The sequence below is a fragment of the Paenibacillus sp. 276b genome (assembly GCF_900107875.1).
Lineage (GTDB): Bacteria > Bacillota > Bacilli > Paenibacillales > Paenibacillaceae > Paenibacillus > Paenibacillus marchantiae.
This window is the reverse complement of the sequence record NZ_FNRR01000001.1, coordinates 288,035-300,626: the sequence shown is the minus strand read 5'-3', so window position 1 is coordinate 300,626 and position 12,592 is coordinate 288,035. Positions and strand designations below refer to the sequence as shown.

Genomic DNA, 12,592 nt, shown 5'->3' with positions numbered 1-12,592 from the left:
CTATTATTTAAGTTTCAGCATGCACGAAAAGGGGCTAGGACATGCATCCTAACCCCCTTTCGTATATCTTTAAGATATGATATCAACGGTTACCCGTTTATCCATCTTAACTGCTGCTGATGTGACGACTGTACGAAGAGACTTTGCGATTCGCCCCTGTTTACCAATCACTTTCCCAACATCGTCAGGATGAACGGTTAACTCATAAACGACAAGCCGGTCTTTCTCAACCGTCCGAACCGCCACATCTTCCGGATGATCGACCAAAGCCTTAGCAATTATGCTTACTAATTCTTCCATAGAGGACCCTCCGAATCAGCACCTTATTTAGTCAATTTAGACTCGTGGAACTTCTTCATCACGCCCGCTTTGCTCAGCAAGTTGCGGACAGTGTCAGATGCTTGTGCACCGTTTTGAAGCCATTGCAATGCTTTATCTTCATCGATCTTAACAACAGCCGGTTGTTCAACCGGGTTGTAGTAACCGATCTCCTCGATAAAACGACCGTCACGTGGGGAACGGGAATCCGATACCACTACGCGGTAGAAAGGAGCTTTGTGAGCACCCATACGTTTCAGACGAATACGAACTGCCATTTGAAAATTCACCTCCTTCAATGAAATCTGTATATCGTTCAGCTGCTCCCAGAATCAACGGAAAGGAAACTTCATTCCTTTGCCCAAACCCTTGAGCTGCTTCATCGCTTTGTTCTTGCCGCCTTTAGGTCCCATCATATCTGAGAACTGTTTCATCATGCGGCGCATCTCATCAAACTGCTTGATCAGACGGTTTACTTCGGCCAGGGATGTTCCACTACCTGTAGCAATCCGCTTCCGGCGGCTATGGTTGATCATATCAGGGTTACGTTTCTCCTCGGTCGTCATGGAGTACACGATCGCTTCGATCCGGCCCATCTGTTTATCATCAACCTTCAGGTCCTTGGCTTGTTTCATCTTGCCCATACCAGGAATCATATCCATGATCTGATCGATTGGCCCCAGCTTTTTCACTTGATCCATTTGCTCCAGGAAATCTTCAAACGTGAATTCTGCATTACGCATCTTCCGTTCCATTTCCTTGGCTTTATCGGTATCAATGTTGGACTGTGCTTTCTCAATCAGAGAGAGCATATCACCCATACCAAGAATACGTGAAGCCATACGCTCCGGATGGAAAGGTTCCAGTGCATCAAGTTTCTCACCAAGGGAAGCAAACTTGATTGGGCAACCGGTGACTGCTTTAACGGAAAGCGCGGCACCACCACGAGTATCTCCGTCAAGCTTTGTCAGAACGACACCCGTCAGATTAAGCTGCTGGTTAAAGTGTTCTGCCACATTAACTGCATCCTGACCTGTCATGCTGTCTACGACAAGCAATACTTCATCGGGATTTACTACGCTGTGAATCTGACGAAGCTCTTCCATCAGTTCTTCATCGACATGCAGGCGTCCAGCTGTATCGATAATGACATAGTCATTGCCGTTGTCCTTGGCATGCTGCAGACCCTGACGTGCAATTTCTACAGGGCTTGTCTGATCTCCCAGGGTAAATACTGGCGCTTTGATCTGCTCGCCGAGCACTTGCAACTGCTTGATCGCTGCTGGACGATAAATATCTCCTGCAACAAGCAACGGTCTACTATTCTGCTTTTGCAGCATTTTAGCCAGTTTACCGGATGTGGTCGTTTTACCTGCACCCTGCAAACCAACCATCATCAGTACCGTAGGCGGTTTGTTCGCTTTAGCCAGCTTCGACTGGCTTCCACCCATCAAATCCGTCAGTTCCTTGTTTACGATGTCGATAATGACCATTCCTGGCGTGAAGCTCTCCATCACTTCTTTGCCAACAGCCTTCTCTTTCACCTTGGCGATGAATTCCTTGACCACTTTGAAGTTTACATCCGCTTCGAGCAATGCCAGACGTACCTCGCGCATAGCTTCGGCAACATCTTCATCAGACACCTTGCCTTTGCCACGCAGCTTGCTGAACACATTCTGCAATCGGGTCGTTAATCCTTCAAATGCCATGATCCCACCTCCTTAAGCTGTAATACTGTTTTCAGGACCGATACGTTTCATTCAACTCTTACGAACTACTCTCTGAGTTGATGAATAATATCGTTTATTTGTTTGTTGTTATCAATGAAAACGCCTGCGCGCTCCAATGCATTTTGCAAATCTTCAAGATTACGGTTACGCCGTTCGTGCTTCTCCAGCAAGCCAAGCTTGCTTTCGTAATTTTCCAGCACTTGTTCGGCACGCTTGATATGCTCGTATACCGCCTGGCGGCTGATCTCGAACTCGGCTGCAATCTCGCCCAGCGAGAAATCATCATGAAAGTAATACTTTAGAAAAGTCTGCTGTTTCTCGGTAAGCAACCGTTCATAGAAAGCAAACAGCAAGTTAATCCGGTTTGTCTTCTCAAGCCGGTTTTCTTGACTCATAACGGGGCACTCCCTTCGTCAAGGAAAAACACTTTACACTCTTGCAACGTTCCTAATAATACCTAAAACAAATCAGGTTGTCAAGCAAAAATACTTGTCACGATAAAAACGTTCATTTTACACTCATTTTTCGTGCCTACAAGGTTGATCTTAGCCATTCATCTACAGTAGAATTCAGCCTGCTGTGTCATTTATATAGAACAAAAAAAACGAATGGGTCTCCACAGATGGAGCCGATTCGTTTTACGCTATCTACCGTGGCCTACCGAAGTGGTGTCAGGTACAGAAGTACCATAAAGAAATGAAGAATACTGCCTGCGAGCACAAAGAGATGCCAAATCGCATGGTGGTACGGAAATCCACGCCAAACATAAAAAAGCGTCCCCAGTGTATACATCAGACCTCCAGCAACCAGCAGCACAATTCCCCCTGTAGGGATGGCAGTCATAAGCGGTTGCCAGGCAATAACGATGAGCCAGCCCATCGCAATATAGAAAATCGTGGACATGAACAGAAACCTTTTCGTAAAAAACGCCTTAAAGATTACGCCGAATAATGCGACTCCCCAGATTATACCGAACAGGGTCCATCCAAGTGTGCCGCGAACAGCAATAAACAAAAGTGGAGTGTACGATCCCGCAATAAACAAATATATGGAAGAATGGTCGAAAATCTCAAATAAGTCTTTCACTTTTCCATCTTTCCATGCATGCACGAGTGTAGAGCTCGTATATAGCAGCAGCATGGTGATCCCGTAGATCGTGAAACTGACCACATGCCAAGCCGTGCCTTTCATACTTGCAAATACAATCAATATCACCAGTGCAGCTACACTGAGTGCAGCGCCGATTCCATGTGTCACCGCATTGGCGACTTCTTCACGGCGAGAATAGGTATGAGTATTGGCCATTTTCAACCGTCCTTTCTAACCCTTTAGCATTGCCTGCTTTATTCCCATTATACACGTATTGCCAGTGACATTACACGTGACACTTATCACGTATATCACTGGCAATACGGTTAACGCTATCCTATTTATTAATGATTCTAGGAATTAGCTTCCTCTTCTTCAGCACTTTCAGCTGGCTGTTCTTGAATCAATCCGGCAAACAACGCATGTACGAATTGCTCCGAGTCGAATGGCTGCAGATCATCAATTTTCTCACCCAGTCCGACCAGCTTCACAGGCAGATCCAACTCCTGACGAATTGCAACAACAATACCACCTTTGGCGGTACCATCCAGCTTCGTCAGTACAAGTCCAGTTACCCCGCTCTTCTCTCCAAAGAGTTTGGCCTGATTCAGTGCATTCTGACCTGTAGTTGCATCCAGCACCATTAATACTTCATGAGGCGCTTCCGGAATTTCACGTTGAATGACACGATAGATTTTGTTGAGTTCGTCCATCAGATTGGATTTATTTTGCAGACGGCCTGCTGTATCACAGAGCAATACATCAGCACCCCGCTGCTTTGCAGCCTGTACAGCATCATACATTACAGCTGCAGGGTCAGAACCTGATTGTTGCTTGATGACTTCCACACCAGCACGTTGTCCCCATACTTCGAGTTGTTCGATCGCTCCGGCACGGAACGTATCACCTGCTGCCATAATGACCTTTTTACCCTGCTGTTTGAAGCGATGGGCCAGCTTACCAATCGTTGTTGTTTTACCAACACCATTAACACCAACAAACAAAATGACCGTAATGCCATCCGGATTCATTTTCAGTTCATTATTCTGCTCGCCACGAAGCAAACCCGTCAGTTTTTCGGACAATACAGGCTGTAGTTCAGCCGCATCCTCAATTTTACGTTTTTTGACCTCATCACGCAGATCTTCAATCAGTTTCATGACCGTATTGACACCTACGTCGGCTCCAATCAGAATCTCTTCCAACTCTTCATAGAATTCCTCGTCGATTTTTTTGCGACGGATAACGAGATCCGATACTTTCTCTACAAGGCCTTTACGCGTCTTTTCCAATCCGTCCTTGAACTGTTTGGTAACCGACTCCGTTTTGCTTGCAATGCTGTCTCTCAGCTTTTTAAAAAAACTCATAAAGCCCCTCCATCGTGTACATTTCTTAGTTTAAATGATATTAGATGAGTTCATGCGTGACAACAAACTCAAAGATTAGGCAATGACAGCTTCCTCATCTTCCAGTTTAACCGAAACGAGCTTGGATACTCCGCCCTCTTCCATCGTGACACCATACAGCACATCCGCTTCTTCCATTGTGCCTTTGCGATGTGTAACAACGATGAATTGTGTTTGTTCCGAGAACTCACGCAAATACTGGGCAAAACGCACCACGTTGGCTTCATCCAGCGCCGCTTCCACTTCATCCAGTACGCAGAACGGTACCGGCTTAACATGCAGAATAGCGAATAAGAGAGCCATCGCGGTCAACGCTCGTTCCCCACCGGATAATAGCTGCAGGTTTTGCAGCTTTTTGCCTGGTGGCTGTGCGACGATATCAATGCCCGTATCGAGCAAACGCTCAGGGTCCATCAATACAAGATCCGCGCGACCTCCGCCAAACAGCTTGGTGAAGACAGCCCCAAACTCCCGGCGAATCGCATCAAATGTTGCCTTGAATCGTTTGGCCATCTCGTCTTCCATTTCTCGAATAACCTGATACAACGTTGTTTTGGCTTCAACCAGGTCATTCTTCTGCGTGCTGAGGAACTCATACCGTTCGTTAACCCGCTGGAATTCCTCGATGGCTCCCAGATTGACATCGCCAAGAGCTGCAATGCTGCGCTTCAGTTTCTGAACCTCAGCTTGTGTGCTCTCCACATCTTCCGGTACTGGATAACGCTCTTTGGCGAGTTCATAACCGAGCTCATACTCATCCATCAGTTTGCGCAGGATATTTTCCAACTCAACATCAAGTCTGTTCACGGAAATTTCCGTTTGTCGCATCTGTTCCTCCACAGCTTTCAGCTGTGTGCGCTGTTCCTTCGTTTCGCTCTCGGCAAGCTCAAGCTTCTTCGACAGCTCGCTTCGGGCAGCACGCTTGAAGTCCAGCTCCTGTGCAGATTCCGCTTTTTTCAGCTTGTATTGGTTAAGATCTTCAATCTGTTTAACACTCTCAGTCTCTGTTTTCTTCAGATCGGCTTCCATGGAGGCTAGCAACGTACGATTTTGACGAAGATCCTTCACCAGTGAATCCACTTCGCGCTCCAGACGACGCAATTGCTCCTCGTTGGAGAATCGTTCCTGATCCAGTTTCCCCTCTCGGACTTTCAGATCAGTGAGTTGGGTCTGCAATTCCTCCTTCGCCGATTCATTCGCTTTACGCGCAAATTCTGCGGCATGAATGGCCCTATGGGTCGCCTTCTCTTCTTCCTCAAGCTGCTCCAGCTTCTTCACGGCAACATCGCGAGCTGTATCCATCTCTTTGATTTCTTCGGTAAAGCCACTCTTCTCCTGCCCAGCTACGGCAACCTGTTCCAGCACGTGACGCAGCTCATGCTCAACCTGCTTCATTTCCATTGAAGCCTGCTGTTCTGCATTCCGGGTGTCGTCTCCAGACTGACGCAGCTCGTCCAGCTTGTCCTGGCACTGCTCCAGTTGAGTTTTTACATCATCCACACTGCGATGAAGTTTTACGATCTGATTTTCGGTATCCAAAATATCCTGGTCCAGCTGGTCCAGCTGCCGTTTGCGACTGAGCAGACTTACATTTTTCTTGTGCTGGCTACCACCAGTCATCGAACCACCCGCGTTAACCACATCGCCTTCCAGGGTTACGACCCGGAAACGATATTGGCAGCGAGCCGCGATCTTATTGGCATCCTCCAACTTCTCCGCAATAATGACATTTCCGAGTAAGCTTCCAATGATCGCAGCATAACGTTCTTCGTATTGTACGAGATCCGCACCAATTCCCACAAAACCATCCATGCCTTCGATCATCGAACGTTCACCCGCACCAATGGTACGTGCACGAATAACATCCAGCGGGAGGAACGTAGCTCTGCCCAATTGACGTTGTTTCAGAAAAGCGATCGCCTGTCTGGAAACCGATTCATTCTCCATGACGACATGCTGCAGGGAAGCGCCCATCGCTGTCTCTACCGCAAGTTCGATCTTTTCAGGCACTTTAACGAGCTCTGCAACGGCTCCATGAACCCCGTTCAGTGTACCTTTGCGTGATGCCTTAAGAACTTCTTTGACACCCAACATGAAACCGTCAAAATCATCCTGCATCTCTTTCATTGTATCGCGACGGGAGACCTGGGCTTCACGCTTCTGCTCCCATTTACGAACAGTTCCCCGGCTTTCTTCGAGCAGCTTCTGCAACGATTGGAGACGTTCACTTTCCGTAATGTAACCACCGCGCAGATCACTGATTTCCTTGCCCAAGCGAACAACTTTTTTCTCAATCTCCGATTTGCGGGCTTCCAGCGTTTCCTTCTGGCCTTCCCACTTGCCGGATTCCTCTGTCGCGCGATTCATTCGCCGTTCCAGCGTTTCTTTCTGTTGGTCCGCGTAACGAATTTCATTTCGTGTCTGAGCCATCTGATTCATCAGTTCCAGCAAGTTGCCCTTAAGGCTTTCCTCCTGCTGTTGGCTAATGCCGCCAGTAACACCGACAAGTTTAGCCTCTTCTTCGGATAGGCGGTTTCTTACGTCACTCAATTCCAGTTCAAGCTTGGCAAACTTTTCGCGTAATGCAAGTAACTCGGCTTCACGCTCCCGATGTCTCTCTTCACTCGCTGCAAGCGTCACTTTAAGCTGTTCCTGGTTCGTCTGCAGATGACGCGAACGCTCCTTGAGCAGTTCTCCTAGCCCTTCGCTCTTCTCCGTTGCTTCACTGAATTGCAATAAGGCCGATTGCAGCTGTTCCGTCTCCGTCTCCAGCGTACGCAGTGCATTCCGGTCACTTTCCAGCTTGGCATCATGAGTGGAGACGATAGCCGCCAATCCGACTTCTTCCTGTTTCAACGATTCAAGTCGTTGGTTTGCTTTGCTCCAGGAAGCGTGAATTTGTTCAATCTGATACACATACATAGAGATTTCCTGCGATTTCAGCTGTCCACGTAATTCCTTATAATGGATTGCTTTCTCCGATTGTTCCTTTAACGGACCAATCTGGTCTTCCAACTCGGTGACAAGGTCATGAATACGCAATAAATTCTGTTCCGTCTCATCCAGTTTGCGAGTAGCATCCCGTTTGCGAGATTTATATTTAACAATACCTGATGCCTCTTCAAAGATCCCCCTGCGATCCTCTGAACGGGTACTCAGAATCTCTTCGATTCGCCCCTGTCCAATAATCGAGTAAGCTTCCTTTCCGATCCCGGTATCCATAAACAATTCGGTAATATCCTTCAACCGACACGACTGCTTGTTGATAAAATATTCACTGTCTCCGCTGCGATGTACACGACGCGTTACCGTTACTTCACCAAAATCCAAAGCAAGCGCATGATCTTCGTTATCCAGCGTTAACGAAACTTCACCAAAATTAACAGCCTTCCGTGCATCACTGCCGGCAAAAATGATATCTTCCATCTTGCCACCACGCAGTGATTTGGCGCTTTGTTCCCCAAGAACCCAGCGTATGCCGTCTGAAATGTTACTTTTGCCACTTCCGTTCGGGCCCACAACAGCGGTTATGCCACGAACGAATTCCATTTCCGTTTTGTCGGCGAATGACTTGAATCCACCCAGTTCAATCCGTTTCAAAAACATAGGGTTTCCCGTCACCTCCTCTTGCAAATTTCAAATGTTGCATTCAGCGCCTAGTTATCGAACAGGAAAAGAAAATCCTGATCCTCCTTACAAAAAAAAGAGCAAAAAGCAGTCCGGCCGATAAATTCCGCCAGGCGGACCCGCGGGCTGCTCTTTGCTCTTCGTTTGTCTATGCGCTTACGGTAAAGCTCAGGCTTCCGGAAGCTTCAGTCGATCCAGTGCTGCGGATGCAGCCTGTTGTTCGGCTTCCTTTTTGGAACGTCCTGTACCTCTGCCAAGCCGTTCTTGACCCATATGGACCTCGGAGACAAACTCCCGTTCATGGGCAGGGCCCCGTTCCTCAACAATACGGTATTCCAGAGCTCCCATATTGTGATGCTGAGTGAGTTCCTGCAATTCCGTTTTGTAATCGCTCATTTGCAATTTGCTGCCCAGAACGATCAACGGAAATACATGCTGATCCAGAAATGTCCGGACAGGCGCCAATCCCTGATCCAGATATAATGCACCGATGAAAGATTCAAACACATCCGCTAACAAAGCCGGTCTAGTTCGTCCTCCCGTCAGTTCCTCACCTTTACCAAGAAGTACATACTGCCCAAAACCCAACGCTTCAGCAAATTTGACGAGGGAAGGCTCGCAGACAATGGATGCCCGCAGCTTAGTTAATTCACCTTCCGGCCGGTTAGGAAACAAGTGATACAAGTATTCCGACACAGTCAGTTCCAGTACCGCATCGCCCAGAAACTCCAGACGCTCGTTATCCTGATGCTGACTGAACCGGTGTTCGTTTACATAAGAAGCATGGGTAAACGCTTGTTTTAAAAGCTGCCTGTTGTCAAATTTGATTTGAAGTTTGTGTTGTAACTGCTTCAGATCTTCACTCAAACGAACTAGCCCCTTATGCTTCAAATTTTTTGAGAATAATGGTGGCATTGTGACCGCCGAACCCAAATGAATTGGACATGGCAATGTTGACTTTAGTTTGACGTGGAACGTTTGGAACATAATCCAGATCACATTCCGGGTCCTGATTTTCCAGGTTGATTGTTGGAGCAAGCGTCTGATGTGTCAGCGACAATCCGCAGATTACAGCTTCCACGCCACCAGCAGCACCGAGCATATGACCTGTCATCGATTTGGTTGAACTCACAGCAAGCTTGTACGCATGATCGCCAAACGCTTTTTTGATCGCAAGCGTTTCGGATCTGTCACCTACAGGTGTTGATGTACCATGTGCATTGATATAGTCCACTTCTTCTGGTTCGATACCCGCATTACGCAGAGCCATCTTCATGCAACGAGCTGCTCCGTCCGGATCAGGCTCCGTCATGTGATGTGCATCGCCAGTGAGACCGTAACCAATTACTTCGCCATAAATACGAGCACCACGTTTTTGAGCATGTTCAAGGGATTCAAGGATCAGAACTCCCGCGCCCTCGCCCATAACAAACCCGTCACGTTCTGTATCAAAAGGACGGCTCGACTTAGCCGGATCATCATTACGTGTAGACATGGCACGCATTGCACAGAACCCAGCCAGACCAGTTGGTCTAATGGTTGCTTCCGCACCGCCACAAATCATTGCATCCGCATCACCGTTTGCAATCAGCTTGAAGGAATCTCCAATGGAGTGTGTTCCTGTAGCACATGCCGTTACCACGTTGATGTTAGGACCTTTCGCCCCGAGAGAAATCGACATCTGGCCAGAAGCCATGTTGGAGATCATCATCGGAATGAAAAATGGGCTTACGCGTTTAGGACCTTTTTGCAGCAATGCATTATGTTGGTCCTCCCAAGTACCCAATCCACCGATACCCGATCCGATCGACACACCAAAACGCTCTGCATCAATGTTCTCGTCAATTTTCAGACCACTGTCTTCAACGGCTTTGAAACCAGCTGCTACAGCGAACTGAACAAAACGGTCCATTTTACGTGCATCTTTGCGATCCATGTATTCTTCCGGGTTGAAATCCTTGATCTCGGCTGCAATTTGAGTGGTATATTCACTTACATCAAACGCCTCAATCTGAGAGATTCCGGACTTACCTGCCATTAAACTGCCCCAGAACGTTTCCAAATCTTTTCCGAGCGATGTCATTACGCCCATTCCGGTAATTACAACTCTTTGTTTCAAACCGACTCACCTCTATATCGACTGCATTACGCAATTATTTTGTGGGAATATCCGCAAGCAGACGTCTAGCCAAGCAGGACCCGGAGATCCGTTTGACCAGCGCCGCTTGCGGAATGAGAAAAACCAATGAATGATGAGAAGTCCCGCCTGTTCGAAAACAGGTGCGGGACTGAATTGACTTTAGGTATGAGATTGTATGTAGTTTACAACTTCACCTACGGTCGTGATTTTTTCTGCATCTTCATCAGAGATTTCCAAATCGAATTCATCTTCCAATTCCATGACCAATTCCACTACATCCAAAGAATCAGCACCCAAATCTTCTTTGAAAGATGCTTCAAGTGTAACTTCAGCTTCGTCTGCGCCCAAGCGGTCGACGACGATGCGTTTTACACGCTCCAATACATCGGACATCCGGTTCACCTCCTCCTTGGTATTATACGAGAATCGCAGGCAAAATGCCATAGAAGACATATGCGGCTCCCGGCCGGGGAACCCGGCCTTTTTCCGGCATTTCGGATCGTCCAGCGCCTGTTCCCCGACTATTGTTCAAGTCCGGGAAGAATTACATGTACATGCCACCATCAACATGCAGTGTCTGCCCTGTCATATAAGATGAAGCTTCTGAAGCCAGGAACGTGACAACACCGGCGATTTCATCCGGTTGGCCCAGACGGGACAACGGAATACCGTTCAACATGTTGTCCACGATCTCCTGGGACAATTCCTTCGTCATATCGGTCTCAATAAATCCTGGTGCAACGCAGTTAACTGTGATGCCGCGGGAGGCAAGCTCACGAGCAGATGCCTTCGTCAAACCGATGACCCCTGCCTTGGCAGCAACATAGTTTGCTTGTCCAGCATTTCCGAGCACACCCACAACAGAGGAGATATTGATAATTCTACCAGACCGTTGCTTCATCATTGGACGTGTAACCGCCTTAAGGCAGTTAAACACCCCTTTGAGGTTGGTTTCGATCACCTGATCAAATTCCTCTTCCTTCATACGCATGATCAGATTATCACGGGTAATTCCAGCATTGTTGACAAGAATATCAACGTTGCCCCATGCCTCAATGGTAGCTTTGACCATTTGTTCGGCTTCGTCCATCTGGCCCACATTCGCTTGAATCGTAATTGCCTGGACACCTTTGGCACGAATCGCTTCCGCTACTTCCTCAGCTGCCGCTTGACTGCCCGCATAATTCACGGCCACGTTGGCGCCAGCCTCGGCCAAAGCGAGTGCAATACTGCGCCCAATACCACGGGATGCACCGGTAACGAGCGCATTTTTGCCTTGTAATGGTTTAGACATAATCATTCCTCCTTTCCCCAAATCTAATCATGGTTAATCAAATTAGTGCAGCTGCCGTTGCTTCGAGCGTCTCAAGACTGTTTACATTGTACAGTTTAACGGTTTTATCTGTTTTTTTAATCAAACCTGTTAACACACTGCCAGAACCAATCTCGATAAAGGTATCTACACCTTGCTCAATAAGCCATGTCACACTGTCTTCCCATAAAACCGGAGAATAGACCTGAGCTGTCAATAAATCCTGAACCTTACCGTCCTCCACAGGTCTTGCAGTCACATTTGCAACTACAGGGACATCCCCAGGTGAGAACGAAACAGTTTTCAGTTTCTCAGCCAGCTTCTCTGCTGCATCCTTCATTAAGGAAGAATGGAACGGACCGCTTACTTCAAGTGTGATGGCACGTTTGCCGCCCGCTTCTTTGACCCGTTCAGCGACAGCAGATACCCCTTCCTTCACACCGGAAATCACGATTTGTCCCGGACAGTTGATGTTGGCAAGTTCAACCACATGACCACTTTCGGATACGTCCCGGCAAAGCACCCCCAGCGCTTCCCGATCCGCACCCAATACCGCAGCCATTGCACCCTGTCCACCAGGAACAGCCTGTTCCATATATTGACCGCGTGCCCGCACAATGCTTACCGCGTCCGCGAACGAAAGAACGCCCGCCGCGACCAGTGCACTGTATTCACCCAGACTGTGTCCGGCCGTATAATCAGGCTGAATTCCTTTTTCTTTAAAAGCCTCAAGCAATGCAATACTTGCTGTCAGCAGAGCCGGTTGTGTATTCGATGTCTGTTTCAACTCGGTCTCTGGTCCCTCAAAAACAAGATTGCTCAGCGCGAAACCTAGCGTTTCATCGGCTGTGCGAAAAATCTCTGTTGCCGCAGGCACAGACTCATACGCGTCCTTGGCCATGCCCACAGCCTGCGATCCCTGTCCGGGAAATACAAATGCTATTTTACCCATCCAATTCATCTCTCCCAG

12 protein-coding genes are annotated in these 12,592 nt (G+C 47.9%); all 12 read right to left on the bottom strand.

Annotated elements, in window-relative coordinates:
- Window positions 1-69 precede the first annotated feature (69 nt).
- On the bottom strand, window positions 70-300 hold the full coding sequence (locus BLV50_RS01275; protein ID WP_024630185.1) for a KH domain-containing protein: 231 nt from the start codon (window positions 298-300) through the stop codon (window positions 70-72).
- A gap of 23 nt (window positions 301-323) precedes the next feature.
- On the bottom strand, window positions 324-596 hold the full coding sequence (gene rpsP / locus BLV50_RS01270; protein ID WP_024630184.1) for a 30S ribosomal protein S16: 273 nt from the start codon (window positions 594-596) through the stop codon (window positions 324-326).
- A gap of 54 nt (window positions 597-650) precedes the next feature.
- A complete protein-coding gene (ffh, locus tag BLV50_RS01265; protein WP_063564662.1) occupies window positions 651-2,027 on the bottom strand; it encodes a signal recognition particle protein in 1,377 nt (458 codons plus the stop codon).
- A 65-nt stretch (window positions 2,028-2,092) separates the two neighbouring features.
- Window positions 2,093-2,443, bottom strand: coding sequence for a YlxM family DNA-binding protein (gene ylxM / locus BLV50_RS01260; protein WP_090805362.1), 351 nt, complete (start codon window positions 2,441-2,443; stop codon window positions 2,093-2,095).
- Between the two features lie 262 nt (window positions 2,444-2,705).
- Complete coding sequence (locus BLV50_RS01255) at window positions 2,706-3,353, bottom strand: PAQR family membrane homeostasis protein TrhA (protein ID WP_063564664.1); 648 nt, start codon at window positions 3,351-3,353, stop codon at window positions 2,706-2,708.
- A gap of 137 nt (window positions 3,354-3,490) precedes the next feature.
- Window positions 3,491-4,504 carry a signal recognition particle-docking protein FtsY gene (ftsY, locus tag BLV50_RS01250; RefSeq protein WP_063564665.1) on the bottom strand — a complete coding sequence of 338 codons (1,014 nt, stop codon included), beginning with the start codon at window positions 4,502-4,504 and terminating at the stop codon, window positions 3,491-3,493.
- 75 nt (window positions 4,505-4,579) lie between these two features.
- Window positions 4,580-8,149 (bottom strand): chromosome segregation protein SMC, encoded by a 3,570-nt coding sequence (gene smc / locus BLV50_RS01245; protein ID WP_090805359.1) that lies wholly within the window; start codon window positions 8,147-8,149, stop codon window positions 4,580-4,582.
- Between the two features lie 189 nt (window positions 8,150-8,338).
- Window positions 8,339-9,037 (bottom strand): ribonuclease III, encoded by a 699-nt coding sequence (gene rnc, locus BLV50_RS01240; protein ID WP_024630178.1) that lies wholly within the window; start codon window positions 9,035-9,037, stop codon window positions 8,339-8,341.
- 13 nt (window positions 9,038-9,050) lie between these two features.
- Window positions 9,051-10,289 (bottom strand): beta-ketoacyl-ACP synthase II, encoded by a 1,239-nt coding sequence (gene fabF / locus BLV50_RS01235; RefSeq protein ID WP_024630177.1) that lies wholly within the window; start codon window positions 10,287-10,289, stop codon window positions 9,051-9,053.
- Window positions 10,290-10,469: 180 nt separating this feature from the next.
- Window positions 10,470-10,703, bottom strand: coding sequence for an acyl carrier protein (gene acpP / locus BLV50_RS01230; protein ID WP_024630176.1), 234 nt, complete (start codon window positions 10,701-10,703; stop codon window positions 10,470-10,472).
- Window positions 10,704-10,854: 151 nt separating this feature from the next.
- Window positions 10,855-11,604, bottom strand: coding sequence for a 3-oxoacyl-[acyl-carrier-protein] reductase (fabG, locus tag BLV50_RS01225; protein ID WP_063564667.1), 750 nt, complete (start codon window positions 11,602-11,604; stop codon window positions 10,855-10,857).
- Window positions 11,605-11,641: 37 nt separating this feature from the next.
- The gene (gene fabD, locus BLV50_RS01220) at window positions 11,642-12,574 is read right to left on the bottom strand and encodes an ACP S-malonyltransferase (protein ID WP_063564668.1); all 933 of its coding nucleotides are present in this window, start codon (window positions 12,572-12,574) and stop codon (window positions 11,642-11,644) included.
- Window positions 12,575-12,592 lie beyond the last annotated feature (18 nt).